Annotated in this window: 25 protein-coding genes and 1 pseudogene; 18 read left to right on the top strand and 8 right to left on the bottom strand. The window is 60.8% G+C overall.

The window, feature by feature from the left end; all coding sequences use genetic code 11:
- Positions 1 to 14: 14 nt before the first annotated feature.
- A complete protein-coding gene (locus tag A5483_RS11390; protein ID WP_306417292.1) occupies positions 15 to 302 on the bottom strand; it encodes a DUF3099 domain-containing protein in 288 nt (95 codons plus the stop codon).
- 135 nt (positions 303 to 437) lie between these two features.
- Here A5483_RS11390 and fabG point away from each other — a divergent pair, with 135 nt between their 5' ends.
- Together fabG and fabI are read left to right on the top strand one after the other, a co-directional pair.
- On the top strand, positions 438 to 1,157 hold the full coding sequence (fabG, locus tag A5483_RS07320) for a 3-oxoacyl-ACP reductase FabG (protein ID WP_063811406.1): 720 nt from the start codon (positions 438 to 440) through the stop codon (positions 1,155 to 1,157).
- A gap of 40 nt (positions 1,158 to 1,197) precedes the next feature.
- Positions 1,198 to 1,971, top strand: a complete 774-nt coding sequence (gene fabI, locus A5483_RS07315; RefSeq protein ID WP_042843119.1) for an enoyl-ACP reductase FabI — start codon at positions 1,198 to 1,200, stop codon at positions 1,969 to 1,971.
- A 5-nt stretch (positions 1,972 to 1,976) separates the two neighbouring features.
- Here the strand turns inward: fabI and A5483_RS07310 are convergent, their stop codons facing one another.
- Positions 1,977 to 2,711 (bottom strand): hypothetical protein, encoded by a 735-nt coding sequence (locus A5483_RS07310; protein WP_002549957.1) that lies wholly within the window; start codon positions 2,709 to 2,711, stop codon positions 1,977 to 1,979.
- 113 nt (positions 2,712 to 2,824) lie between these two features.
- Here A5483_RS07310 and A5483_RS07305 point away from each other — a divergent pair, with 113 nt between their 5' ends.
- The 3 genes from A5483_RS07305 (at position 2,825) to A5483_RS07295 (ending at position 5,351) form a co-directional block, all read left to right on the top strand.
- Entirely contained in the window at positions 2,825 to 3,610 is a 786-nt protein-coding gene (locus tag A5483_RS07305) for an ABC transporter ATP-binding protein (RefSeq protein ID WP_082864016.1), read from the top strand.
- Positions 3,611 to 3,636: 26 nt separating this feature from the next.
- Positions 3,637 to 4,104, top strand: a complete 468-nt coding sequence (locus A5483_RS07300; protein ID WP_002549959.1) for an NfeD family protein — start codon at positions 3,637 to 3,639, stop codon at positions 4,102 to 4,104.
- An 80-nt stretch (positions 4,105 to 4,184) separates the two neighbouring features.
- Entirely contained in the window at positions 4,185 to 5,351 is a 1,167-nt protein-coding gene (locus A5483_RS07295; RefSeq protein ID WP_063811404.1) for an SPFH domain-containing protein, read from the top strand.
- A 196-nt stretch (positions 5,352 to 5,547) separates the two neighbouring features.
- Here A5483_RS07295 and A5483_RS07290 read toward each other — a convergent pair whose 3' ends face one another.
- Positions 5,548 to 6,534 carry a bile acid:sodium symporter family protein gene (locus tag A5483_RS07290; RefSeq protein ID WP_063811403.1) on the bottom strand — a complete coding sequence of 329 codons (987 nt, stop codon included), beginning with the start codon at positions 6,532 to 6,534 and terminating at the stop codon, positions 5,548 to 5,550.
- Positions 6,535 to 6,566: 32 nt separating this feature from the next.
- Between A5483_RS07290 and A5483_RS07285 the strand changes: the two genes are divergently transcribed.
- A complete protein-coding gene (locus A5483_RS07285) occupies positions 6,567 to 7,406 on the top strand; it encodes a TrmH family RNA methyltransferase (protein WP_063811402.1) in 840 nt (279 codons plus the stop codon).
- Here the strand turns inward: A5483_RS07285 and def are convergent.
- A complete protein-coding gene (def, locus tag A5483_RS07280; protein WP_002548295.1) occupies positions 7,390 to 7,992 on the bottom strand; it encodes a peptide deformylase in 603 nt (200 codons plus the stop codon). The genes A5483_RS07285 and def overlap by 17 nt on opposite strands.
- Positions 7,993 to 8,059: 67 nt before the next feature.
- Positions 8,060 to 9,135 (bottom strand): annotated as a pseudogene (locus A5483_RS07275) (lactonase family protein).
- A gap of 149 nt (positions 9,136 to 9,284) precedes the next feature.
- On the opposite strand from A5483_RS07275, the gene A5483_RS07270 reads away from it, so the two are divergent.
- Entirely contained in the window at positions 9,285 to 10,043 is a 759-nt protein-coding gene (locus A5483_RS07270; RefSeq protein WP_063811443.1) for a M23 family metallopeptidase, read from the top strand.
- On the opposite strand, the gene A5483_RS07265 is transcribed toward A5483_RS07270, so the two are convergent.
- Positions 9,963 to 10,910 (bottom strand): tyrosine recombinase XerC, encoded by a 948-nt coding sequence (locus A5483_RS07265; RefSeq protein WP_002548305.1) that lies wholly within the window; start codon positions 10,908 to 10,910, stop codon positions 9,963 to 9,965. The genes A5483_RS07270 and A5483_RS07265 overlap by 81 nt on opposite strands.
- Positions 10,911 to 11,199: 289 nt before the next feature.
- On the opposite strand from A5483_RS07265, the gene rpsB reads away from it, so the two are divergent.
- From rpsB to gdhA, 8 genes are all read left to right on the top strand, one after another.
- On the top strand, positions 11,200 to 12,063 hold the full coding sequence (gene rpsB, locus A5483_RS07260; RefSeq protein WP_002548317.1) for a 30S ribosomal protein S2: 864 nt from the start codon (positions 11,200 to 11,202) through the stop codon (positions 12,061 to 12,063).
- 34 nt (positions 12,064 to 12,097) lie between these two features.
- A complete protein-coding gene (tsf, locus tag A5483_RS07255) occupies positions 12,098 to 12,910 on the top strand; it encodes a translation elongation factor Ts (protein ID WP_002548357.1) in 813 nt (270 codons plus the stop codon).
- A gap of 183 nt (positions 12,911 to 13,093) precedes the next feature.
- Positions 13,094 to 13,810, top strand: coding sequence for a UMP kinase (gene pyrH / locus A5483_RS07250; RefSeq protein ID WP_042842505.1), 717 nt, complete (start codon positions 13,094 to 13,096; stop codon positions 13,808 to 13,810).
- A gap of 32 nt (positions 13,811 to 13,842) precedes the next feature.
- Complete coding sequence (frr, locus tag A5483_RS07245) at positions 13,843 to 14,397, top strand: ribosome recycling factor (RefSeq protein ID WP_063811401.1); 555 nt, start codon at positions 13,843 to 13,845, stop codon at positions 14,395 to 14,397.
- Between the two features lie 11 nt (positions 14,398 to 14,408).
- Positions 14,409 to 15,272 carry a phosphatidate cytidylyltransferase gene (locus A5483_RS07240; protein WP_002548304.1) on the top strand — a complete coding sequence of 288 codons (864 nt, stop codon included), beginning with the start codon at positions 14,409 to 14,411 and terminating at the stop codon, positions 15,270 to 15,272.
- Positions 15,273 to 15,522: 250 nt separating this feature from the next.
- Positions 15,523 to 16,179 carry a disulfide bond formation protein B gene (locus tag A5483_RS07230; protein WP_063811399.1) on the top strand — a complete coding sequence of 219 codons (657 nt, stop codon included), beginning with the start codon at positions 15,523 to 15,525 and terminating at the stop codon, positions 16,177 to 16,179.
- Between the two features lie 63 nt (positions 16,180 to 16,242).
- Positions 16,243 to 17,460 carry a dual-specificity RNA methyltransferase RlmN gene (rlmN, locus tag A5483_RS07225; protein WP_063811398.1) on the top strand — a complete coding sequence of 406 codons (1,218 nt, stop codon included), beginning with the start codon at positions 16,243 to 16,245 and terminating at the stop codon, positions 17,458 to 17,460.
- A gap of 79 nt (positions 17,461 to 17,539) precedes the next feature.
- Positions 17,540 to 18,877 (top strand): NADP-specific glutamate dehydrogenase, encoded by a 1,338-nt coding sequence (gene gdhA / locus A5483_RS07220; RefSeq protein WP_063811397.1) that lies wholly within the window; start codon positions 17,540 to 17,542, stop codon positions 18,875 to 18,877.
- Here the strand turns inward: gdhA and A5483_RS07215 are convergent.
- Positions 18,855 to 19,946, bottom strand: a complete 1,092-nt coding sequence (locus A5483_RS07215; RefSeq protein WP_002548261.1) for an LOG family protein — start codon at positions 19,944 to 19,946, stop codon at positions 18,855 to 18,857. The two genes, gdhA and A5483_RS07215, sit on opposite strands and share 23 nt — an antisense overlap.
- Positions 19,943 to 21,316, bottom strand: a complete 1,374-nt coding sequence (locus tag A5483_RS07210; RefSeq protein ID WP_063811396.1) for a serine hydrolase domain-containing protein — start codon at positions 21,314 to 21,316, stop codon at positions 19,943 to 19,945. The genes A5483_RS07215 and A5483_RS07210 overlap by 4 nt, the downstream gene beginning before the upstream one ends.
- 96 nt (positions 21,317 to 21,412) lie before the next feature.
- Here A5483_RS07210 and dxr point away from each other — a divergent pair, with 96 nt between their 5' ends.
- The 3 genes from dxr to A5483_RS07195 all read left to right on the top strand — a co-directional run bounded on the left by dxr (position 21,413) and on the right by A5483_RS07195 (position 24,797).
- Positions 21,413 to 22,636, top strand: a complete 1,224-nt coding sequence (gene dxr, locus A5483_RS07205; RefSeq protein WP_063811395.1) for a 1-deoxy-D-xylulose-5-phosphate reductoisomerase — start codon at positions 21,413 to 21,415, stop codon at positions 22,634 to 22,636.
- Positions 22,633 to 23,913 (top strand): M50 family metallopeptidase, encoded by a 1,281-nt coding sequence (locus A5483_RS07200; RefSeq protein ID WP_063811394.1) that lies wholly within the window; start codon positions 22,633 to 22,635, stop codon positions 23,911 to 23,913. The genes dxr and A5483_RS07200 overlap by 4 nt, the downstream gene beginning before the upstream one ends.
- Positions 23,914 to 24,077: 164 nt before the next feature.
- Positions 24,078 to 24,797 (top strand): TenA family protein, encoded by a 720-nt coding sequence (locus tag A5483_RS07195; protein WP_063811393.1) that lies wholly within the window; start codon positions 24,078 to 24,080, stop codon positions 24,795 to 24,797.
- The last annotated feature ends 120 nt before the right edge of the window (positions 24,798 to 24,917 follow it).

The following is a 24,917-nucleotide window of genomic DNA, read 5'->3' as shown; positions in this document are numbered from 1 at the left end:
TCTGCGCGACCGGATCAGTTTTCGTCGACTTCGCCGTGAATGGTCATGGCCGAGCCGAGCTCGCCTTGAGATTCTGTGCTTTGCTGAGACGGCATAGTGTCAGTGGTGCGTCGGTCGGCGGCATTGCCGAGCACCACGGCGATGGCAGGGATGACGGCTGCCCCCACCAGGAAGCTCCAGCGCCATGGGCTCGGGGTGATGACGAGTCCGATAAAGCATACTGTTCGCACGAGCATCGACCATAAGTAGCGTCGCTGACGCATCTCGAGGTCTTCACTGGCTGATCTCTTGGCAGACGTGATCGAATGCCGGGCGTTACGGTGCCCTCGACGCCACCGAGCCCGTGCTGCGTCACTCACCTGTCCAGCCTAGGTGCGTCGCGTTGATCAGGTCGAGCCTTCCCAACTCTTGGTCGTGGCGTGCGATAGGTTCATTCTATGAGTCTAGACACCCCGGGGCGCGTCGCCCTCGTCACCGGCGGATCGCGCGGTATCGGTGCTGCGATCGCCGCAGATCTGCACGCACAGGGATACCGAGTGGCCGCAACGAGTCGCTCGGCTACCGCACCCGAAGGGGTGCTGCCGATCGCCTGCGACGTCACTGACGCCGACTCGGTCGACGTGGCGTTCAGCCAGGTCGAGCAGGAGCTTGGCCCAGTCGAGGTGCTGGTTGCTAATGCCGGAATTACCCGGGACGGGCTGCTCGCCCGCATGAAGGAGGAGGACTTCACCGAGGTCATCGACACTAATCTCACCGGCGCTTACCGCGTTATCCGCCGCGCTGCCAGGGCGATGACCCGGGCCCGTTTTGGCCGCATCGTTTTGACTTCGTCAGTGGTAGGTCTGCTCGGTTCCCCCGGGCAAGTCAACTATGCGGCGTCGAAGGCTGGGATGCTGGGCATGGCCCGCTCTGTGACCCGTGAACTAGGGTCTCGCGGCGTTACCTGCAACCTTGTCGCTCCCGGTTTCATCTCCACGGACATGACCGAGGAACTGCCGGAGAAGCTTGTTTCGGGATACCTCGAGCGCATCCCGGCCAAGCGGCTGGGATCGGTCGACGATGTCGTTGCGGTCGTCCGATTTCTCGTCTCCGATGCCGCCAGCTACGTCTCTGGGGCTGTGATCCCTGTCGACGGAGGACTCGGCATGGGCCACTGACACCATCACATCCATCCACATCGACCGGAAGGACATCACTATGGGACTTCTTGAAGGACGTACCGTCCTCGTCACAGGCGTGACGATGCACACCTCTATCGCTTTTAAAGCGGCCCAGATTGCCCAGGATGAGGGCGCCCGGGTTATTGTTTCGAACCTGCCGCGTGCCGTCGGCGTCACCCGTCGAGCTGTTCGCAAACTCGATCCGGTGCCGGAGGTACTCGAACTCGATGTCACCGACGCCGACCAGCTGGCCGCCCTGCCTCAGCAACTGCGCGACCTCGGAGTGGAAAAGCTTGATGGTGTCGTTCACGCCATCGCCTTCGCTAATCCCAAGACGGCCCTGGGGGGCAAGTTTCTCGAAACGGAATGGGATGACGTCTCCGTCGCTGTCCACACCTCCACGTATTCTTATGTCTCCTTGATGACCGCCCTTGACGACATCCTCGCCGAGCATGCTTCGGTCGTCGGTCTGACCTTTGACGCCACCGTCTCCTGGCCCTTCTACGACTGGATGGGAGTGGCCAAGGCGGGACTGGAATCGGCCAATCGCTACCTGGCTCGATACCTGGGCCTCAAAGGTGTGCGCTGCAACCTAGTGTCCGCTGGTCCGCTGGACACCATGGCTAAAACAGCTATTCCGGGCGCTGATGCCTTCAATGATGTGTGGGGGGAGCGTGCCCCGCTTGGCTGGGACACCAAGGACACCACGCCCGCGGCCAAGGGAATTGTTGCCCTCTTGTCTGACTGGTTTCCAGCCACTACCGGCGAGATAATCCACGTCGATGGCGGTATGGGTTCGACCGGAGCTTGATCCACTTAGGTCAGTGGCCACGACGTGGCTGCGGTAACAGCTTGGGAGGCGGCGTTGCGCAGTTGGCGCAGCGCCGTTTCTCGTGTCTGTGCTCCGTAGGCGGTAATCATGGTTGATTCACGCCCGGCATCGCAGGCCATCATCACGGTCCATGCCGAGTCCAGGAGACGCTGATCGGCTGGACGATGACCGGTGAGGTGCGGGGGCACGACGTCGGGACGACGTCCTCCCATCATGCTCAGCTCGTTGAGCTGAGCAGCCGTCGCGCAGATGGCCGATCTCAGCAACGGAGCGGCGTCGGCGGGGGTAGGGGGCGGTAGAGGAGCGACAGCCCGGACGACCGTCCACTGCATCGCCGAACCCACCGGATGAGGGATCCACGCGGTCCCGGCGGGCATGGTCGTAGAGCCTTGATGACAAACGACGACTGCACCGGCGTCGAGAGCGGCTCGGTTGACCTGAGCCGGACCGCGCAGACCAGCAAGCTGACCGGGGGCAGGCAGCAGCAGACCCCACAGCACGGGAGTGTCGTGGGGGACGTGGGAGATCCGGGCTAGGGCCATCCGGATGGGGACCGACGACAACGGATCATGTTCGGATAGGCCGAGCGTTTCGTCGGGATCGTGAACATGGTGGGCCGCTGCCATTCTCAGTAGCTCCGCCTCAGCGTGGGGAGCGGTGGTGCGACCGGCACACAGGTCGTTGAGCAGGCAGGTGAGACGGCAGCAGATCTCGAGCATTCGCCCAGACTAGACGCCTTTTTCTCGTGCCAGGGTAAGCGTTCTTGGCACTGCCTAGTCGTCTTCTGCACGACAGCCCGGGTATGTCGTCGCCACAAGGTAAGTTCTTACCCATGAGTGCAGCGGCGCAGTTGGCAGGCGTGGGAGTTCGACGCGGGGACCGTTGGATCCTCGACAATGTCAACCTCGACGTCTTGGACGATCAGCGTTGGGTGCTGGTCGGGCCTAACGGAGCGGGTAAGACGACCCTTCTGCAGGTCCTGGGAGCTCAGCTTCATCCCACTGTGGGGCTGGTGGAGATTCTCGACGAGATCCTCGGTGCGGTCGATGTATTCGAACTGCGACCGCGGATCGGAATGGCCTGTTCGGCCTTAGCTCACCGCATTCCGGAATCGGAAAAGGTCGGCAATATGGTGGTTTCGGCGGCCTGGGCTGTCGTGGGCCGTTGGCGCGAAGCCTACGATGAGCAGGATCTGGCTCGTGCCGACGCTCTGCTGGAGCGGATGGGACTCGGCGGGATGGGCGATCGTATGTGGGGCACCCTGAGCGAGGGGGAGCGCAAACGGGTCGAAATTGCCCGTGCTCTCATGACCGATCCGGAACTGTTGCTGTTGGACGAACCTGCTGCTGGTCTTGACCTAGCTGGTCGCGAGCAGCTTATTGAAGTGCTGTCGGCTATTTTTACTGATCCCGATGCTCCGGCATCGGTTCTTGTCACTCACCATCTAGAGGAGATTCCGGCTGGAATCACCCATGCGTTAGTGATGGCGGAGGGTCGCATCGTGGCTGCCGGTCCAGTGGAGACGACGTTGACCTCGGAAGTCCTCTCTGGTGCTTTCGGTATGCCTTTGATGGTCAGTCACATTGACGGGCGCTGGAACGCTCGTGCTGCCCGCTGACACCGCACCGACGACGGGAGTGCGCCGTGTTGGAATCTTTCGGGGAACATCGCTGGTTGCTGTGGGCGGTGGCGTCCGCTGTGCTGGCGTGCACGGAGATGCTAAGCGGAGAATTTACCCTGCTCATGCTCGCTGCCGGTGCGGGAGCAGGAGCAATCACCGCAGCGATCATTCCAGGAATGTGGTTACTGCAGGCCATCGTCGCTGCTGTGGTGGCAGCTTTATTGCTTACCGTGCTGCGCCCAACGTTGTTGCGCCGGGTGCGTGAGGCTCCGGGATACCGGTCAGCTTTGGACAAACTAGTCGGTTCTGACGGCGTTGCTACGAGCGACATCACAGATGGCCACGGTCAGGTCAAGGTGGACGGTGAAGAGTGGTCGGCACGTGCCCTGGAACCCGGGTCGACTATCGCTGCCGGGGAGAAAATTGAGGTGTACGAGGTCGACGGTGCGACGCTCGTGGTATATCCGGTTTTCAGGAGCCTGAGTTCCTGATCTAGGCGTGTGGCCTTGATCTGGCATGATGAGGGGGATGCCGGAGCCTGACCGGCACCTCAAGTATCGCAAGAGTATTCATGCCCCAGTTCGTCCCCAGTCTGGTGATTATTGTCCTGCTCGTCGTCGTGTTGTCGTCGAGCATCAAAATCATTCACCAGCAGAAGATCGGTCTCGTTGAGCGGCTCGGAAAGTTCAATCGGCGTCTTAACCCTGGCTCCCATCTGCTTATTCCGATCATCGATCGAGTGCAGCATAACCTCGACATGCGTGAGCAGGTTGTCCCTTTCCCACCGCAGGGGGTCATCACCGAGGACAACCTCATGGTCAACATTGACTCGGTGATCTATTTCCAGATCGTCGATCCGGAGTGCGCCGCCTACGAGGCGCAGTCTTACAAGACCGCCATCGAGCAACTGACGATGACGACCTTGCGTAACATCATCGGTGGTATGGACATGGAGGCGGCCCTCACCAGCCGAGAAGAGATCAACCAGAAGCTACGGTCAGTCCTTGACGAGGCCACTGGCAAATGGGGTATCAAAGTCAACCGGGTTGAGTTGCGGGCCATTGAGCCGCCGCCCACGATTCGTGATGCGATGGAGAAGGGCGCCCGGGCCGAGCGCGACAAGCGAGCCGCGATTCTGTTGGCAGAAGGTCAGCGTCAGTCCCAGGTCTTGTCGGCCGGCGGCGACCGCGAGTCGGCTATCCTGCGTGCCCAAGGCGACCGTGAGGCTGCCGTCTTGCGTGCCCAGGCCGATCGTCAGGCCCAGATGCTGCGCGCCGAGGGTGAGGCCCAGGCAATCACGACGGTGTTCAATGCCATCCATGCCGGTCAGCCCGACCAGGGTCTGCTGGCCTACCAGTACATGCAGATGCTGCCGACCCTTGCTCGTGGCGACTCCAACAAGGTGTGGGTGGTTCCCTCTGAGCTGAACGACGCCTTGAAGGGTCTTGGCTCCTTAGCGGGCAAGGACGAACACGAGCCGGGTAAGGGCGGTTTTGCGGCGGCTGATCCGTCGCAGTTTGCCGCACCGGAGAAGATTGATGTTTTTGCCGAGATCGAGGCTCAGAAGGCGGAGGAAAAGGAGGCCTCTGAGGCGACCGTCCAGCAGGCGATCCAAGAGGCTGCCAAGTTGGAGAATCCCGGTCTGTCAGCCAAACGCAGTATGGGCGGTGGCCAGATCACCCCGGCTCCGACGGAGCAGCAGACCATTGCGGAGCAGGGAAGCGGCTCAGTCGAGTGATTGGTCTGTACTGAGGTACCCGGGCGGTGCCCGAACGCGATAACTCGTTTGGCGGGCACTGTGCATGATTTCTTGCATGATGATCGTGCAAGAAATCATGCACGGTTGGGGCCTTGAGAGCCGGTTCCAACTGGTGGCCGAATGGGCCTCATGACGATGGATCTTCGGGTGCAGCGTCGAGATCACGAACGGTCAGTCACTGCTCGGCCTCACATTGCCGCGCATAGCGCCCCGCTAACACACCGCAGGCGATGAGCTGGGCTAGGTGGAATATCATGAGGGGCAGCACGATGAGGCCGACAGGCTGGTCAGCGAAGAGCACCGTCGCCATAGGCAGACCGGTTGCCAGCGATTTTTTGGTGCCGCAAAACTGGATGGCGATGCGGTCGTCACGGTTAAAGCCGAGCCATCCGGACCCTGCCCAGGTTAACCACAGCATGAAGAACAACAGAGCCAGGCATATAAGAGTCAGGACGATCATCGATGCTGGTGATACTAGGGACCACATATGTTCGCGCATACCCTCTGAAAACGCCGAATAGACGACGAGGATGATCGATCCCTGGTCAACGTATTTGAGTGGTTTGCGGTGTTTTATGACGAAATCTGCAGTCCAGGGACGGGACAGCTGGCCCAATACGAAGGGCAACAGCAGCTGGACGATCACGTCAAGGAAGCTTGTGGGTTGAATCTTGAGCCCGCCGCTGGTTGACATCAAAAGGAGGGCCAGGAGGGGCGTGAGGAAGGTGCCTAAGAGATTCGACGTCGTGGCCGCGACGATGGCTCCGGCGACGTTACCGTGGGCGATCGAGGTGAAATTGATCGACGACTGCACTGTCGATGGCACCAGGCAGATCCACAGCATGCCGATGTACAGGGTGCCAGGTAGCGCCCAGGGCACCAGTCCGCGCATCGCTAATCCGATGAGTGGAAAAACGACGAAGGTGGAGGCCAGAATCGCTGCCTGTAACTTCCAGTTCTTGAGACCGTCGAGGGTTTCACGGGGCTCCAACCGGGCACCATACAGGAAGAACAGGATGAAAATGAGGACGGTTACGCCGTGCTTGACGACGGGAATTGCGGGCCCAGTGGCGGGCAGAATAGATCCGATGATCGCTGTCACCACGATGGCGAGGACGAACCCGTCAAGAGGTAGCTTGCGGTGTGGCTGGGCAGAACTCACCTGTCCACGATAGTCACCGGTAGGTTGGAGAAGTGGCAACGTTCATCGATATCGACGATCCCGCCGACCCACGATTGGCCGACTATGTGAACCTGCGTGACGTCAACTTGCGCAAGTCTTTAGAAGCCGAGCACGGGCTGTTCATCGCAGAGGGTGCCAAGGTCATCCGGCGCGCTTGCGGGGCGGGTTACCCGCCCCGATCCTTCCTGCTAGCTCCTCGTTGGATTGACGGTTTGCGGGATCTGTTTGACGGTCTCGACGTCGAGGTCTTCGTCGTCTCCGAGGCTCTGGCCGAGCAGGTGACCGGGTTCCACGTTCACCGCGGTGCCCTGGCGTCGATGTGCCGCCAGGCTCGGTGGAGTGCCGCTGATCTCATGGCGACCCGACGCCTGGTGGTGTGTGAGGACATTGTCGATCACACCAATGTCGGGGCCATCATTCGTTGTGCAGCCGGAATCGGATGGGACGGCGTCTTGCTGGCTCCTCGCGCGGCCGACCCGCTCTACCGTCGCGCCATCAAGACCTCCATGGGGACGGTTTTTCAGCTGCCCTGGGCCCGTCTTGAGAACTGGTCGAGAGGCCTTGATGAGCTGCGCGACCACGGTTTCACCGTGGCCGCGATGGCACTAAGCGACGAGTCGGTCACCCTCGATGACCTCTCGGCCGACCTGAGGCGTAACCCGCGCAAGGTTGCTCTACTCATGGGTACCGAGGGGGCAGGCCTGTCGGCCCATTGGATCAGTCAAGCCGACGTCGTGGTGCGCATCCCGATGGCAGGTGGCGTGGACTCTCTCAACGTTGCGGCGGCGGCCGCAGTCGCCTGCTACGAGTTGCGGGAGACAAGCCCCACGGGGCTCAGCCTTTCGCAGTGACAGGCCAATTGTCAGGGTATAGGTGCGCTACGGCGTCATGCTGCTCGTCGAGTTTGCGGCGCGCACGCTTGGACAAGCGGTCGCCGAAAACGATGCCGTTGCAGTGATCGGTTTCGTGCTGCAGGCATCGGGCGAAGAACCCGGTGCCGGTGACGGTGATGTCGTTGCCCCACGGATCCTGACCGGTGCAGGTGGCTAGACCGGGGCGAGCCATAGATTGGAAGCCACCGGGCCACGACAGGCAGCCCTCGTCGGCAGCCTCCAGGCGGCGGTCGCGTCCCTCCGGCAGAGTGACGACTGGGTTGCAGAATGCGCCGTGGTGGACGATGTTGTCAGCGTCGGGGCAGACGTAGACGAACATGGCTAGGTCGACCCCGACCTGGGTGGCGGCCAGGCCGACACCGTCGGCGGCGTCCATCGTGGCGAACATGTCGCGGATGAGGGACGTCAGGTCCTCGTCAAAATCTGTGACTGGACGGGTCTTGGCGTGCAGGACGGGCTCCCCCCATCGGGTCACCCGACGCAGCGACCCACCTTTGAACAGATCCTCCCAGTGGGGGTTGTCATTGGGGGTGTGCTTGCGCATGGTTGCATCTCCTGGGGTTGACAAATGGCCGTAACTAATTGTGTCACGAGTGGGCGACGGCCCCTGTTCATCCGATAGTCGGGCCTACGATGACCCTCATGGCGCCGGGCTGGTCGATAGTCGTCTCGACCTGCCAGCTGCTGGTGTCCTTGCTATGTAGATGGACCGCGATCTGGCCCTCTTCCGGTAACGCGACCCACACTCGGGTGTCATTCTGAGTGGTGACGGTGATGTCGTGCGGGTTCGCTCCGGTGGTATCAAATTCGTCAATCAGTTTGAGACGTCCGAACCGTCCTTCCAATACCCCAATGCTGCCGACCAACCTGTTGGCGACGAAATGCTGACCATCAGGGGTGGTGACGATTGCTGACGGGGCAGCTGGTGCTTGAGTGGAGCGGCGCGTGCCGGTACGTGACCAGTGCGACGACGCGGTTTCCTGGACGAAACGCCACTCGCGGGCCCACCTGTCCTGGCCGGTAGGACGTGACCAGGTGCTCACAGTGCCTGATAATCTCCGTCGACTGCCAAGATCTGCTTGCGACCATCCTCGGTAAGGGTGAGGTGACGCGGACCACATCCTGCAGGGGTTGTGAGGGACCCAATGATCTCGGGCCCGGCCTCGCTCCAGCGCAGGAAGTAGATTCGGTCAGATCCCAGATCCGTGACCGCCAGATGGGCGCGATCCAACCAGGTCACCTGGTGGGGATGGGGACCTTCTTGCCGGTCTGCTACCGGTTCAGGAAAGACGCTGCCCTGGCCGAGGCTGAGGACACTTTGGATTGTTGGCTGAGTGGGGTCTGAGAGGTCGACGAATTCGACCTGACCTGAGGCGTAATCGGCCACGGCCATAAGACGCCCAGTGGGGTCAATGGCGCCGTGGCAAGGACATTGGCCGTTGAGTAGCACTGTCGCGACGACCTGGAATCCGCGTGCGGGGCGGACAACGCAAAGAGTGCCATCGCGCTCGCACAACACGACGACGAGGTCATACAGCGGGGTGACCCAGGACGCATCCCCCAAGGGGCAGCTGCCCACGACGTCGGTGCGAGGCCCGGAAGGTCCTGTCGTCAACTGCCACGCAGTAATGCCACCGACTGCGGCATCGGAGGTGCGGTAGCACGCGAGAACTGGGGTGACGGCCATAGGTGGAGCCTATCCAGGATCGGGGGCCAGCAGATCAGATAGGGAAGGTCAGGTGGCTATCCACAAGGGACGAGGTCCGATGTCGCTGGGTTATCCACAGTTGGAATATTGGTTGGCGAAAATCGCGGTTTCTCGCGACAACTGAAGGTATGAGGAGATCTGTCTGCATCAGCTTATTAATTATCATGATGGGGACCTGCCTGCTGGTCTTGCCAGCTCCCAGCCACAGCGTCGCCGTCCCTCCCACGCGGGGTGCAGCGAATCGTCCGGCACCGCCGGTGCTAGGCCCAGTCATCAAAGGGTTTGCCCCGCCTGCTGAACGATGGCTGCCCGGTAGTAGGGGAGTGGAGTTCGCGGCCGTCGTGGGTGAACCGGTGTCGACCGTGACGGCTGGGGTGGTCGTTTTTGCCGGCCAGGTAGCGGGGGCGGGGGTGGTGAGCATCCTGCTTCCTGACGGTCGTCGGACAACCCACATGCCGGTTGTACCTAGCGTTGTTGTTGGTCAGGTCGTGGTGCCTGGCCAGGTGATAGGAGTTGTCGGGATGGGACCACCATGCACCCGCACCTGTTTGCACTGGGGGCTGAAGAAGGGGGATGTGTATCAAAACCCCATGACATTGTTGCAACTCGAGGTGCGGTTGCTGCCCTTGGACAATCGGCGTCATCTGGCGTCGGGGCAAGGGCGGTTGGTGCGACCTCTGAATCTGCCAGGGGACAGGAGGAAAAAGGCCAGTTCAAATGGTGTCCTGATGCCACCGTGGCGTGCGGCTGGACGGGACGGCGCAGTAGGTATTGATACGACGGTGACCGAAGCCATCCGAGATGGCTCAGGCGCGGGGATGAGCTTGACGAAACGCGGCGCGCAATCTTTCGGTGGAAACATGAGTGTAGATCTGCGTGGTGGCTAGGGACTCGTGGCCCAACATGTCCTGGACCGTGCGCAGGTCTGCTCCGCCTTCCAGCAGATGGGTTGCCATAGCGTGGCGCAACCCGTGAGGTCCAAGGTCGGGGGAGTCTGGTTCGGCACGCAAGTGGGTGTGAACGACTCGTCGAACGACGCGCTGATTGATGCGACCACCGCGAGCTCCCAGAAAGAGCGCCTGCCCGGAATCCGGCCCAACCCATTCCTTACGGTGAGGTAACCAGGTGTCGATGGCACGCAGCGCAGGCGCCCCCATGGGTACGGTGCGTTCTTTGTCTCCCTTGCCGGTGACTTTCACAGTTTGGCGAGATCGATCGACGTCACCTAGATCAAGACCGCATAGCTCGCCGACGCGCAGTCCTGCGCCATAGAGAACCTCGAGGATGGCGGCGTCACGTGCGCCTTGGGGAGATTCATCGCTACGAGCTTGAGCCACGGCTTCGTCAAGGATGTGACGAGCCTGCTCGACGCCCAGAGTGGCAGGTAGACGTTTCGGTACTTTGGCCGAAGTCAGAGCTGCCGTTGGATCGGCGGCAATGAGATCTTCGTTGGCTGCCCAGCGGAAAAACACTCGCGCAGCCGACCAGCGGCGCTGCATGGTAGCGGCCGAGGCACCAGCTAGTCGGGTGTCAGCCAACCACGCTCGCACTTGGGATGTGCCGATGTTGCCCAAGGTGTCGTCACCGTGGGAATGGGCATGACCCATGAGATCGATGAGGTCGGCTCGATAACCGCGGATCGTGTTAGGCGAGCGCCGCAGCGCCGAGAGGTGCTCACAGAAGTCCTCGACGGGCAACGTCAGGGACACAGGCAGATGTGCGGCGCCATCGCTGGTCGGGGATGGGTTGTTCATCACAATCCACTGTGGCCCGCGATCGTCAGGATGGTAGGCGGACACGCGGAGACGGCCAGGGTCAAGGGGGAGGTTAGCTTGATTGCCTATTGATGTCGTAAACTAGCCGCGCAGTCCGGATTACTTCGGGCTGACTTCGCATGCATCGACGTCACAGACGACCGGGCGTCCACGGTCCTGCCATGGCAGGCGGGCGAACGGTGATGCATCAGGAGGTGACGCAATCCCGCGTCACCGCTCAACCGTTTGGCATATCTGTGTGATGTGCCCAGAGAGGGAAGGACACGGCATGGCCGCCGTCACCACTCGCCAGCTCCTCGAGAGCGGCGTCCACTTCGGACACCAGACGCGTCGCTGGAACCCGAAGATGAAGCGCTTCATTTTCACTGAGCGCAACGGCATCTACATTATTGACCTGCACCAGTCGCTGACTTACATCGACAAGGCGTACGCCTTCGTCAAGGAGACCGTCGCCAAGGGCGGCCAGATCCTTTTCGTCGGCACCAAGAAGCAGGCCCAGGAATCTATCGCTGAGCAGGCCACTCGGGTTGGCATGCCTTATGTCAACCAGCGTTGGCTTGGCGGAATGCTCACTAACTTCCAGACCATCTCGAAGCGCATCGCCCGGCTTAAGGAGCTTGAGGCTATGGACTTCGACAAGGTTTCCGGCTCCGGTCTCACCAAGAAGGAGCTGCTTATGCTCTCTCGTGAGAAGGACAAGCTGGAGAAGGACCTCGGCGGTATCCGCGATATGCCGAAGGTCCCGCAAGCTGTCTGGGTCGTCGACACTAAGAAGGAGCACCTCGCCATCGACGAGGCTCGCAAGCTCAAGCTTCCGGTTGTCGCCATCCTCGACACTAACTGTGACCCCGACGAGGTGGATTACGCCATCCCGGGTAACGATGACGCTATTCGTTCGGTATCCCTGCTGACCCGCATCATCGCCGACGCCGTCGCCGAGGGGCTCATGGCTCGCTCGGCTGGTAAGTCCGGAGAGCAGACCGCTGAGGCTGAGCCCATGCCCGATTGGGAGCGTGAACTCCTCGAGGGGGACGACGCTAAGTCTGAGGACAAGACCGAGGCCAAGGCTGAAGAGCCGAAGACCGAGGCCAAGAAGGCCGACGAGGCCCCCGAGGCTGAGAAGTCCAACTGAAGTTCGCCCACGTCTAGACAGGACTGAGATATCTATGGCTATTACTGCTGCTGAGGTCAAGAAGCTGCGCGACGCCACCGGCGCCGGCATGATGGACGCTAAGAAGGCCCTCACGGAGGCCGATGGCGACTTCGATAAGGCCGTTGACATCCTGCGTGTTTCCGGCGCTGCTAAGGCTGCTAAGCGCTCCGATCGTGAGGCCAGCAACGGCCTGGTTGCTGCCGCTGGCTCCTCCCTGGTGCACATTGGCTCTGAGACCGACTTCGTCGCTAAAAACGAGGAGTTCATCGCCGCCGCTAACGAGATCGCCGAGGCCGTTGACAAGGCCGGGGCTGACTCCAAGGATGCTGCTAACGCCGCCGCCCTAGCTGATGGGACGACCGTTGGTGACAAGCTTGGTGAGCTTGCTGCCAAGATCGGTGAGAAGATTGAGCTCGCTAACGCCGCTCACTTCGACGGTGACGCACACGTCTACCTACACCGTCGTTCCCAGGACCTGCCCCCGCAGGTCGGCGTCATGGTCGAGTATGAGGGTGACAATTCTGAGGCTGTCCACGGCGTCTGCCTGCAGATCGCGGCCATGAGTCCGCGCTGGCTGTCTCGTGACGAGGTCCCCGCCGACGTCGTCGAGCACGAGCGCACCGTTGCCGCTGACATCGCCCGCGAAGAGGGCAAGCCTGAGAAGATCATCGACCGCATCGTTGAGGGTCGCCTGGGCGGATTCTTTAAGGAGAACTGCCTGCTCGATCAGCCTGCCATCGCCGATGACAAGAAGACCGTCGCTCAGACCCTTGAGGCCGCTGGCGTCACCATCAAGCGTTTCGTCCGCTTTTCCGCCGGAGAGTGATCTCGTCCCCGATCGGGGATGATGACGAGATTTTGGCCACGAATGGTCCTACCGAACATGGTGGGGCCATTCGTCGTTTTCTGAGAGGAATGCCAGTCGCGGACATGGCGAACTGCGGCGGTAGCCGTCGTCGGGCTAAGCTAGGGTGACGCACCCCGCGTCAATGTCCGCCGACCAGGAGAGATGATGCCAGAGCGCTATAACCGAGTCCTTCTCAAGTTGTCCGGAGAGGTTTTCGGAGGGGGAGGAGTCGGTGTTGACGCCGATGTCGTGTCCGCCAAGGCCCGCGAGATCGCTGAGATCGCCAATAGCGGTGTCCAGGTAGCCGTCGTCGTTGGTGGGGGAAACTTTTTCCGCGGGGCCGAGCTTCAGCAGCACGGCATGCAGCGTGACCGTGCCGACTACATGGGCATGCTCGGCACCGTCATGAATTGCCTTGCCCTGCAGGACTTCTGCGAAAAGGCTGGCGTCGATACTCGTGTCCAGACTGCCATCACGATGGGCCAGGTGGCCGAGCCCTACATTCCGCGCAAGGCCGAGCGTCATATGGAGAAGGGACGCGTCGTCATTTTTGGTGCCGGGTCCGGAATGCCGTACTTCTCCACGGATACCGTCGCCGCGCAGCGAGCCTTGGAGATCGGGGCTGATGCGCTCCTCATGGGTAAGCAGGGTGTTGATGGCGTCTACGACAGTGACCCCAAAACCAATCCGAACGCCTACAAGTTTGATGAACTGACCTACGATGAGTTCCTGTCGCGTGATCTCAAGGTCGCCGACGCCACTGCTGTCGCTATGGCCAGGGATAATGACCTGACGATGGTCTTCTTTAACCTCGAGATGCCAGGCAATATTGGCCGCGTCATCAATGGTGAGGACATCGGCACTACCGTCCATCGCTGAACCATCGAGACATACCAAGGAAGGACAACACAGTGAGCGACATCATCAAGGACGCCGAGAAGAAGATGGGGTCAGCGGTCGACCATGCCCGCGAGGAGTTCGCGGCTATTCGCACCGGGCGCGCTAATCCCGCCATGTTTAATAAACTTATGATCGAGTACTACGGCACTCCCACCCCGTTGCAGCAGCTTGCCAGCTTCCAGGTTCCGGAGGCTCGCACGGTCCTTATCGCGCCATTCGATAAGAGCTGTGTCAACGACGTCGAGAAGACTATTCGGGATTCCGACCTAGGGGTCAACCCTTCTAACGATGGCAATGTGGTGCGTTGCGTCCTCCCAGCTTTGACTGAGGAGCGCCGCAAAGAGTACATCAAGATGGCCAAGACTAAGGCTGAGGAAGGGCGTATCGCCGTCCGCAACATTCGTCGCGCCAGCAATGACGTTGTCAAGAAACAGGAGAAGGACAAAGAGATCTCTGAGGACGAGATGACTCGGTTGGAGAAAGAGCTAGACCAGGTCACCCGCAAATATGTTGAGCAGATTGACGAATTGCTGAAATCCAAGGAGAGCGAACTCCTCGAGATCTGATCAGATTCACGGTGGGCGAGCCCCAGGAGAAGATCGCGGCCGCACGGACCTCACGTGCCGGCCGTGATCTTCCTGCTGCCATCACCACGGGTGTAGTGCTGTGTGGTGCCGTCATCGGCACCGTCGGGTGGTGGCACTGGGGGTTCGTTTTGCTGATGACCTTGGCTCTCATGGCCGGAGCCATCGAGCTTCACCGGGCGACGGCTCGCCTGGGAATGAACTCAGCGGTGGTGCCTATCTGCGTCGGCACCGGAGTTATGGTTATCGGGGCATATGCGGCTTCGACCCTAAAGCTTCACATCCTGCCCAATACCTTCCTAGTGGCGACGTTAGGAGCGACGACAGTTGCCGCTATGGCATGGCGGCTGCCACGCGGTTCGGATGGTTTCGTCAAAGACGTCGCTGCCAGTCTTTTCACTATCGCCTACTTGCCATTGCTTGGCTGCTTTGTTCCCCTCATGATGGGCGATGAGGGCGGTAGCCGCCGCATCGCTACCTGGATCCTCAGCGTCGTGGCCTCTGACACCGGTGGATACGCTGTCGGGGTGCTGTTCGGCAAGCACAAGATGGCCCCGCGTATTAGCCCTAAAAAGAGCTGGGAGGGTTTTGCTGGGTCCGTCCTGACCGCAGCTCTCGTCGGATGGGCCTGTTTGGGGGGACTGCTATCGGCGCCGTGGTGGGCTGGGATTGTTCTTGGGGTCGTCCTAGCCTGCACTGGCACTGCGGGAGATCTTGTCGAGTCGATGATTAAGCGTGACGCCGGTATCAAGGACATGTCGAATTTCCTGCCTGGTCATGGCGGGGTCATGGACCGCCTCGACTCGATGCTGTTTTCGGCGCCCTTTGCCTGGCTCGTCATGTCTCTTGTGCTGTGATCGTGGTTGTGGCGGTACCGCCATCGTGAGCGTCGCTAAGATCCAATGATATAATTCTTCTGAGTCGTAACTATTAAGTATAGATAGGGGCGCAGATGGACATCACTATTATGGTCCTCATTGCTGCGTTGGTATTGACAATGATACTGCGTGGTATCAGGAAGTCGATATTCATTGTGTCCGTCATGATTATCGCGGGTTTTTGCGTGGTTCTGTTGTCGTTACATGCGACGAGTAATCTGGGGCTGTCATGGTGAGGAACGACGACACTAGAGTCGACGGCGAGACGCTGTCGGATGCGGAGCGAATCCCGACTGGAGTACGGCGGATATTGCCAAGCGTGGGCTTCTGGGGAGCGAACCTCTTCCTGCTGGCCTACATTGGGGTGCTGGCGGGTGGATTTATTGTGCAATTCGGGTTGCATGAATACCCATGCCCGCTGTGCATGCTTCAGAGATATTCGATGATGCTTGCGTGTCTCGGGCCGCTTTACATCATTGTGCGTACCCGGCGCGGGTCCGTCACGATGGCGGAGTTTTGCTTGGGCTATGGTGTGTCGATCCTCTCGGCGATCCTCGGCGCAGCGGAATCAGCACGTCATATCCTGTTGCATATTCAGCCAGGGGATCCCGGATATGGTTCCAAAGCCTTCGGGCTAAGCACCTACACGTGGGCCTTCATCACCTTTGCTATCGTTATAGCGTTTTGTGGCGTCATGATGGTTTTCGCCCCGTGGCTTACCCCTCGTGGCGTCAAGACCCACGCCGTATCCGCCGTCATCATGTGGCTGTTTGCGCTCATTGTGGTGGCGAACCTCGTCATGATCATCTTTCTTGAGGGATTCCACTTCCTCCTGCCTGGTGATCCGGCCTGCTACGAGCTGGTGCAGAGCTGCTCGCCGAGATGACGCCGCTGTACCGTACCTAGTAAGCGTCGACTTGTGTGGTCGGGTGGGGATAATGGGGGCGTGATGTCATCGACTGGAAATCCCGTCAGCACGTCAGGCCTCGCCTTGCCCTCCATGCCGCTCGCTGAGCCGGGCAAGGAGATGCCGGTCGTCGTGAATACCCCGAGTCGTGCGAAGCCTCCTCGTCACTGGATCGATCTGAGCGTCGAGGAAAGAGTGCAGGCCGTCAAGGATCTCGGTCTGCCGGCCTTTCGTGCCCGGCAGATTTCCGCCCACGTCTTTGAGCGGTGGGAGGTAGACCCGACTCAATGGACTGACCTACCCAAGGCGGCCCGTCAGGAGATCGCCGACGCGTGGTTTCCGGTCTTGTTGACCGAGGTTTCCCAGCAGTCTTGCGATCGCGGCACAACCGTCAAGAACCTGTGGCGGCTGCATGGGGGAGCGCTAGTCGAGTCGGTGCTCATGTACTATCCAGCCACTCGTCACTCCGCGGCGCGCACCACCTTGTGCTTGTCCTCACAGGCCGGGTGCGGTATGGCCTGCCCATTTTGTGCCACTGGTCAGGGCGGCATTCAGCGCAATATGTCCACTGCCGAAATCGTCAGCCAGGTTTTGGCGGCCAATCGCCTCATTGCGGCGGGCAAGGTTCCCGGAGCATCTGGGCGCGTCCATAACATTGTCTTTATGGGCATGGGCGAGCCGATGGCCAATTACCGTTCGGTGCTCACTGCTATCCGTACCCTGACCGCTGACGGTCCAGACGGGGTCGGGATGAGCGCCCGAGCCCTCACCGTCTCGACGGTTGGCCTGGTGCCGCGTATCAAAGCCCTGACCGAGGAGGGGATCCCGGTGACCCTCGCTGTCTCGCTGCATGCCCCTGACGACGAGCTGCGTGACGAGCTCATCCCGGTTAACCGGCGCTGGAAAGTCGATGAGTTGCTCGATGCCGCCTGGCGCTATGCCGAAAAGACTAAGCGTCGCGTCTCCATCGAGTACGCCCTCATGAAAGACATCAATGACCAGGCCGATCGTGCTGCAGTGCTGGCCCGTCAGATCCGTCGTCGGGGTGATTGGACCTGGGCTCACGTCAATCTCATCCCTCTCAATCCGACGCCGGGTTCCCGCTGGACGGCTTCGCGCTGCGAGGACCAGGACGCCTTCGTCCAAACACTTGAGCGCTGGAAAATCCCGGTGACGGTGCGCGATACCCGAGGCTCTGAAATCGACGGTGCCTGTGGCCAGTTGGCGGCTGTGGGACGATCGGAGGGGCTGGGAAGTTAAAGGTAAGCGGCGGCCCCGGTGATAGTCCCGGTGTGGCCCGAGTATCACAATCGTCCAAGTACATCAGGGGAGTCACGGTATGGATAGTCAACTTGAAAATGCATACGAGGCGGTGCTGCGCCGCAACCCAGGAGAGGCCGAGTTTCACCAGGCTGTGCGGGAGATCTTCGACTCTCTCGGCCCGGTGCTCGACAAGAATCCGCAGTACGTAGAGGCGGCCGTGTTGTCGCGTATCTGCGAACCGGAACGCCAGATCATTTTCCGGGTCCCGTGGGTTGACGACGAGGGTAGGGTGCGTATCAATCGTGGCTTCCGAGTGGAATACTCGTCGGTGCTGGGACCATATAAAGGCGGTTTGCGATTCCACCCTTCGGTGTACTTAGGAACGATTAAGTTCCTGGGCTTTGAACAGATCTTCAAGAATGCCCTCACCGGTATGCCAATTGGTGGCGCTAAGGGTGGGTCGGACTTCGACCCCCATGACGCATCCGAGGGTGAGGTCATGCGATTCTGCCAGTCCTTCATGACCGAGCTCTACCGTCACCTCGGTGAACACACCGACGTGCCAGCGGGCGATATTGGCGTGGGCAGCCGCGAGATCGGATTCCTGTTCGGCCAATACAAGCGCGTCACGAACCGTCATGAGTCCGGCGTGCTTACCGGCAAGGGACTTACCTGGGGCGGATCCCTAGTGCGCACTGAAGCTACCGGATATGGCACGATCTTCTTCGTGCAGCGGATGCTGGCGACCAACGGTAAGTCTTTAGACGGCCTGCGAGTTACCGTCTCTGGATCTGGCAACGTCGCCATTTACGCGATTGAGAAGGCCCAGGACCTCGGAGCCACCGTCGTTGCGTGTTCAGATTCCAGCGGTTACGTCGTTGACGAGAAGGGCATTGACGTGGCCCTGCTCAAGCAGATCAAGGAGGTCGAGCGGGGTCGCATCAGCGAATACGCCGACCGACGCGACTCGGCTACGTTCCACTCTGACGGATCAATCTGGGAGGTGCCGGTCGACGTCGCTGTGCCCTGTGCCACCCAGAACGAGCTCAATGGACAGGCTGCCGCCACTCTCATCCGCAACGGTGTGGTTGCTGTCGCCGAAGGCGCCAATATGCCCTGCACCCCTGAGGCGGTGCATTCCTTCCAGCACGCCGGTGTCATCGTTGCCCCAGGCAAGGCATCTAATGCCGGTGGCGTCGCCACCTCGGCTCTCGAGATGCAGCAGAATGCCGCGCGCGACTCCTGGGACTTCGACGCGACTGAGGCCAGACTGCAGCAGATCATGGCCGACATCCACGACCGTTGCATAGAGACCGCCGAAGAGTACGGTCACCCGGGCGATTACGTCATGGGCGCCAATATCGCCGGGTTTACCAAAGTGGCCGACGCCGTCATCGCGATGGGCGTCGTCTGAGTGCCGCTACTGCCTGCTCGACGGTGTCGACGAGGCAGATGTGGTGGGGGTGGTCCCGTGACATGCTGTGCAGTAGCGGCCAGGCCGGTAGGGTCTGGCTCCAGTAGTGACTGCCAAACATGATGAGCGGGGTCACCTCGTCTTCGTCGGTGGCGTAGTAGTTTCCGGTGAGAGCCTGGAAGACTTCCTGGACGGTGCCCGCTTGGCCGGGTAGGTAAATGATCCCGCCTCGGCAACGGTTGAGGAGAATATCTTCGCGCAGCGCATTCGAGAAGTACTTAATGATGCTGGTGGCAAAGACATTCGGCGGCTCGTGACCGTAGAACCACGTCGGGATGCCGATGGTGCGGTGGGCCGGGCCTTGTGGCCATGACGAGACGACGTCGAGGCCAGCCTGCACCCATGCGGTGACGTTGGCAGTCCCGACGACTTTCCTCAATCGGTCGAGGGACTCCTTGAGCAGGTCGGCTGGGCAAGCCGCTCCCAGATTGGTCGCCTCCATCGCTCCCGGGCCGCCGCCGGTTGTGACGAGATAACCGGAACCAGCCAGGGCGGCACCGAGGTCGGCTGCCAGCCGATAATCGTCGGAATCGCGGGTGACACAGTGGCCTCCCATGACCCCCACTGTCATGGTCGGATCGGTTCCAGCCAGCAGGTCGTCCAGGGCGTCGGTCATGGCGCCGTCATGCAAGGTGGTGGCGAGGGTGTCGCGCAACTCTGGTGGGGTGGCTAGGCCGCGGCGCCACCTGTCGACGGCAGCGTCCAAGGTGACGTGGTACCCCTCGCCGATGTCGTTGTACAGTTCCTCCGCCGTGTAGGCGCCCGGGTGGTAGGGGTCGAACGGGACGCCGGGGATAGCCGGGAAGATGAGGGCGCCCCGGGCGCGCAACCAGGCTGCAAGCCGGGCAGAGGTCGAGCAGCCAAGGAAGATCGTCGTGGACACATCGCAGTGACGAAGGAGGTTGCTGCACCCGGTGAGGTCGACTCCCTGGACCACCTGACCGGCGAGATCGGGAGCAGCTACACGCAATTGGTCGAGTGTCTCGATCTCGATATGGTTGGTGTTCATCGTCGCGGCTCCGGGTACACCAGGGCTAGCAAGCCACCAGGGTTGAGCGGTTCGTTGTCCCACTCGGTTGTTGTGGCTTCCGGTGCCATCCGCAAGGTGAGGGTGTGAGGCGTCGAGACGACGCATAGTCTTGCCACGAAGGTCTCGCCTTGCCACCCGCCGCTGGCCGCGATGTCGATGGCATCGTCACCGACTTGACAGTGGGAGGCCCGCCACTCTTCGTGGCCCACGGCGATTTCGAGGGTTTCGTCGGTGGTATGGCTGAAGGTCCCCGGGCTGCGCCACGATATCGTCCAGTTCCGGCTCGCCCGGTGTGGGGACACAACGATGTGTGAGCCATCAGAGGCGATTCCCTGCACCGACCTTGTCGAGTCGAATACTCCAGGCACGGTGGGCAGGGTGCGCACTACTTCCTCGGGTTGTGGCTGGAACCCATCGGCTAAAGCAGGCAGTAGATGGTCCCACACCGCTTGGAGAATGGCTTGCTTGTCGTCAGGATCTTCATTGGCGTCGTTAGTCATGACGATGACGGCGTCAACCTCGGGGATGATGAGGACGTACTGGCCGAAGGCCCCGTCCAGACGGTACCCATGGCTTGACATCCACGTCTGCCAGCCGTACCCCATTTCCCATTCCGGACTGGTGTCGTGGGCGCAGTCGACCTGGCGGACACGGTGCTGTGCGATCCATTCCTCGGGTAACAGACGGGTGCCGTCATGCACCCCCTCATCGAGGAGAAGCTGGCCAAACACAGAGAGATCCTCGGCGTCAATGTGCAGCCCTGAGAACCCCAGCGGGATGCCATCGGCGTCACGAACCCAGGTGTGTGCCCCTGCCCCGATCGGGGTGAGAACTTCCTTGCTGATGATGGTATCGACATCCTCGCCGGTGTGCCGGGCAACAATCCGCGACAGCATCCAGGTAGCCAGATTGTTGTAGGCGAAGTCGACCCCAGGGCGACCATCCGGCTCGGTCGCTAGCAGGGTCTGGGCGGTGTTGAGATCAGGCGGACGGCGGGACGCCAATGTTGGTTCCAGGAGCTGCTCCGCGGAGTGACCGGTCGACATAGACAGGGCATTGCGAACCGTAATGGATCTTGCTATTGGTCCGGTGTTGGCAGTGCAGGCTTGCGGCCACAGCTGGGCCAAGGTGTCGTCGTATCCGAAGGCTCCCCGCTCCACGGCGATGCCAACGGCAGCTGAGGTGAATGTCTTCGAGCAGGAGTAGACGAGACTCGCAACGTCGGGGCTCCACGGAGCCCACCGCCGTCGACCGACAACCTGACCGTGCTGGCGCACGACGAGCCGGTGAGGGTGAGCTCCGGCTTGCTCGAGGACGTCTGCAGCGAGGTCGAGAACACCGTCAGTCATGGTTCCCACTGTAAGACCGCTGACCAGTGCTGGGGGCACCGAAGAACAGAGCCGTGGACCTCGACCATTGTGGTAACGCCGTGACAGACTGGCAGAGTGAAGAAGGTCATCATTCTCGGCTCCACCGGCTCGATCGGAACGCAAACCTTAGAAGTCATTTCGTCACGTCGTGACAAATTTGAGGTCGCTGGTATATCGGCAGGTGGTTCGGATGTTGGCTTACTGGCTCAGCAGATTCTCGATTTTTCCATCCCCGCCGTAGCTATTGCGCGCGAGGATGCTACTGAGGAGTTGCAGCGAGCTTTGACTGTGCAGGCTGGATCACGCGGCCTTGCCGTGCCCAATCCTCGAATTCTTACCGGTGCGGATGCCTCGACAGAGCTCGCAGCTATGCCCGCCGATGTCGTCTGCAACGCCATCACCGGGGCTGCCGGACTGCGTCCCACCCTCGCCACACTGGCTGCCGGCACTACCCTCGCTCTGGCCAACAAAGAGTCCTTGGTTGTCGGCGGGCGTCTGGTCACTGAGGCCGCTGCTCCTGGGCAAATCGTTGCCGTGGATTCCGAGCACTCTGCTTTCGCTCAGTGTCTGCGAGGAGGCGGGCGCAACGAGGTGCGTCGCCTCATCTTGACCGCATCCGGTGGACCTTTCCGCGGTCGCGACCGTGCCTCCTTGGTCGACGTCAGCGCTGCCGACGCCATGAAGCACCCCACCTGGAATATGGGCCGGGTCATCACCATTAACTCGTCGACTCTGGTCAATAAGGGCCTGGAGCTGCTCGAGGCGGCCCTACTCTATGACGTTGATCTCGACGACATCACCGTCGTCGTCCATCCTCAATCCATCGTCCACTCAATGGTGGAGTTCTGGGATGGCGCCACCATTGCTCAGGCGTCGCCGCCCGACATGAAGTTGCCGATAGCCCTGGGACTGTCCTGGCCAGATCGCCTTCCGGACGCGGCCGCCGGCTGCGACTGGTCGACGGCTACCCAGTGGACCTTCGAGCCCCTCGACAACGAGACCTTCGGAGCCGTCGAACTGGCCCGACGTGCCGGCCACGCTGCGGGTACCGCGCCGGCCGTGTTCAATGCGGCCAACGAGTCCTGTGTCGATGCCTTCTGTGCCGGACATATTGGCTTCCTCGACATCACCGACACTATTGCTGCGGTCCTTGACGAGCACCTCTCCGGTGAGGAGAGTGACCTCCCCGGTGCTCGACACGTCGGTGACGAGGCCCTCACTCTCGATGCCGTGATGGCTGCTGACGCATGGGGCCGCCGTCGCGCTGCTGAGCTGTGTGCTGAGGGGATTCGCCGGTGACACTTGTGGTCGAGGTGCTGGCAGGAATCGTCTTCTTCGGCCTCATCATCCTCTCGGTGCTGCTTCACGAGTGCGGCCACTTCATCCCGGCGAAAATCTTCGGGGTAAAGGTCACTGAGTTCTTCGCCGGGTTCGGGCCGAGGATCTGGTCGTTTACGCGCGGTGAAACTGAGTACGGGTTTAAGTGGATCCCGCTGGGCGGCTATGTGCGCCTCATCGGGATGTACCCCGCCAAAGTCCACCACCGACACAGCAATCGGCTTACCAAACTCGCTGATGAGGCGCGTGCTGGCGAAGCTGAGGACATTACTGACGCCGACCGGGGTCGACTGTTCAGTGACAAGCCGGTGTGGCAGCGTCTCATCATCATGAGCGGTGGGATTCTTACCAATCTGCTGCTGGCTTTCCTGCTGTTCTGGGCGGTTTTTGGTATTCACGGACGAGCAGCCCAGACGACGACGGTCGCCGCAGTCACACCGTGTGTCCAGTCCGCCCAGGCCAGCGGCCCGTGTACCCAGAAGGACCGCCGCGCACCGGCTGCCGAGGCGGGTTTGCGAGCGGGGGATCGCATTGTCTCTTTTAATGGTCGACAGGTGGATTCGTGGTCGCAACTTCAGGAGTTCATCCGTGGCAATGGTGACGGCGAGGCGCGTCTGGGGGTGGAACGCAACGGTGTTTCCGTCAGCCTCACGCCCACGCACACCCTCCTCACCGAGGTGCCTGACCTCAATAATCCGGGTCGCACAGTCGAAGCGGGTTACCTCGGTGTCAGCCCGACAATGGTCGTCGTCCATTCTGGGCCGGGCGATACCGTCTCCCAGATGTGGACGATGTCGAAACAGTCGCTAAGCGCGTTGGCCAGACTCCCGGTCCTGACCTGGAACGTTGCCTCCGATCTGGCGACTGGTAAGGCCCGTGACGCCAACAGCCCGATGAGCATCGTCGGGGCTTCTCGGGTGGCTGGGGATGTCGCCGGCAGTTCCCAGCTGACCTTAGGCGACAAGATTGCCACCGGGGCAAGTCTGTTGGGTGGCCTCAATCTCTTCTTGTTCTGGTTCAACGTCGTGCCACTGCTGCCCATGGACGGTGGACATATCGCCGGTGCCATTTATGAGGCAGCTAAGCGGGGCCTGTTTAAACTTTCCAGAAGGCCCGATCCGGGTTCGGCGGACACCGCAATGATGCTGCCGGTGGCGTGGACAATTGGGGTGCTCATGCTTGTTATGGGGCTGGTCCTCGTCGTTGCAGATGTCGTATCGCCGGTGAAAATTTTCTGACCCAGCCTTATACCTGTCAATTAGTTGTCAATTACCGCTCACCGTCGGCGACCCCCTGACGAGCGCCGGGTAGTGGCGGCCCCAGGGAAGACCACTGGGCTTCCGGTGGTGTTGTCTTGCCCATCGATGGTTCGCATGCGCCGCGTCAGTGTCACGATGGGGCTATGAATGGTTTCACCCCATCTTCGTCTGCCCCGCTTGCTACTGCAGGCATCACTGTGGCCCCGAGTGGATGTGTTACCCGGCTTGCTGCCGGACGCCGCGAAGCCTGGACCACGGCGATCAACCACCGATTTGTCAACGAGCTGTTCGCTGGTGAACTCGGCGATGCTCAACTGGCTCACTATATTATTCAGGACAACCAGTTCTTCGTTCCCTTCCTCGAATTGTTAGGCGAGGCCCTCGTGCGTGCCGATGCTGTGAACGCGAAACTCGTTTTCGGGCGTCAGCTAGGCATGATATGCAGTGAGGAATCAGGCTGGTTTGAGGCTACTTTTGATGAACTTGGAGTATCCCAAGCTGACCGTACCCATCCGCAGCTGTCAGAACCCACCCGCTCCTTCGAGAACCTCATGCGTGAGGCTGTTGAGACCCACCACTATCCCACGGTGTTGGTGCTGTTGGTGGTGGCGGAAGGTCTGTACCTTGACTGGGCGTCTCGTATTCAGGCCCCGGAACCAGAAGCTGATTTACCCAACAAATTCCTAGGCTGGGTGGATCTGCATCGGGGTGAGGAATTCCGTGCCTGGGTGCAGTTCTTGGTTAATGAGCTTGAACGTACTTCAGCTCAAGAACATATTGAGGAACTTACTCGATTCTGGAACGCGGCAGTGGACTTGGAATTGGCCTTCTTCGACGATGTGCCATTTCCGGTCGAGGGCTGAACAAATTCGTCAAAGGAGAATGCTCAAGGGTGCCTGGCGTGGTCTGGAGGGTCCTCGCCGCCCAGCTCAGCGCCGTAACTGACGGGCCCGACGACCGGGTCGACGATGGGAGTGCTCGCT

The organism is Cutibacterium namnetense (assembly GCF_001642025.1).
In the GTDB taxonomy this organism is placed as follows: domain Bacteria; phylum Actinomycetota; class Actinomycetes; order Propionibacteriales; family Propionibacteriaceae; genus Cutibacterium; species Cutibacterium namnetense.
Note: the sequence above shows the minus strand (reverse complement) of the source record. Positions and strands in the feature narration are given on the sequence as shown.

Bases quoted from the DNA above. Each gene is read 5' to 3' on its own strand.
- fabI (WP_042843119.1), top strand. From the start codon at position 1,198: ATGGGACTTCTTGAAGGACGTACCGTCCTCGTCACAGGCGTGACGATG.
- fabG (WP_063811406.1), top strand. From the start codon at position 438: ATGAGTCTAGACACCCCGGGGCGCGTCGCCCTCGTCACCGGCGGATCG.
- rlmN (WP_063811398.1), top strand. From the start codon at position 16,243: ATGTCATCGACTGGAAATCCCGTCAGCACGTCAGGCCTCGCCTTGCCC.
- A5483_RS07295 (WP_063811404.1), top strand. From the start codon at position 4,185: ATGCCCCAGTTCGTCCCCAGTCTGGTGATTATTGTCCTGCTCGTCGTC.
- A5483_RS07215 (WP_002548261.1), bottom strand. From the start codon at position 19,946: ATGAACACCAACCATATCGAGATCGAGACACTCGACCAATTGCGTGTA.
- gdhA (WP_063811397.1), top strand. From the start codon at position 17,540: ATGGATAGTCAACTTGAAAATGCATACGAGGCGGTGCTGCGCCGCAAC.
- A5483_RS07265 (WP_002548305.1), bottom strand. From the start codon at position 10,910: ATGAACAACCCATCCCCGACCAGCGATGGCGCCGCACATCTGCCTGTG.
- rpsB (WP_002548317.1), top strand. From the start codon at position 11,200: ATGGCCGCCGTCACCACTCGCCAGCTCCTCGAGAGCGGCGTCCACTTC.
- A5483_RS07270 (WP_063811443.1), top strand. From the start codon at position 9,285: ATGAGGAGATCTGTCTGCATCAGCTTATTAATTATCATGATGGGGACC.
- A5483_RS07230 (WP_063811399.1), top strand. From the start codon at position 15,523: ATGGTGAGGAACGACGACACTAGAGTCGACGGCGAGACGCTGTCGGAT.
- A5483_RS07310 (WP_002549957.1), bottom strand. From the start codon at position 2,711: ATGCTCGAGATCTGCTGCCGTCTCACCTGCCTGCTCAACGACCTGTGT.
- A5483_RS07305 (WP_082864016.1), top strand. From the start codon at position 2,825: ATGAGTGCAGCGGCGCAGTTGGCAGGCGTGGGAGTTCGACGCGGGGAC.
- tsf (WP_002548357.1), top strand. From the start codon at position 12,098: ATGGCTATTACTGCTGCTGAGGTCAAGAAGCTGCGCGACGCCACCGGC.
- pyrH (WP_042842505.1), top strand. From the start codon at position 13,094: ATGATGCCAGAGCGCTATAACCGAGTCCTTCTCAAGTTGTCCGGAGAG.
- A5483_RS07210 (WP_063811396.1), bottom strand. From the start codon at position 21,316: ATGACTGACGGTGTTCTCGACCTCGCTGCAGACGTCCTCGAGCAAGCC.
- def (WP_002548295.1), bottom strand. From the start codon at position 7,992: ATGCGCAAGCACACCCCCAATGACAACCCCCACTGGGAGGATCTGTTC.
- A5483_RS07195 (WP_063811393.1), top strand. From the start codon at position 24,078: ATGAATGGTTTCACCCCATCTTCGTCTGCCCCGCTTGCTACTGCAGGC.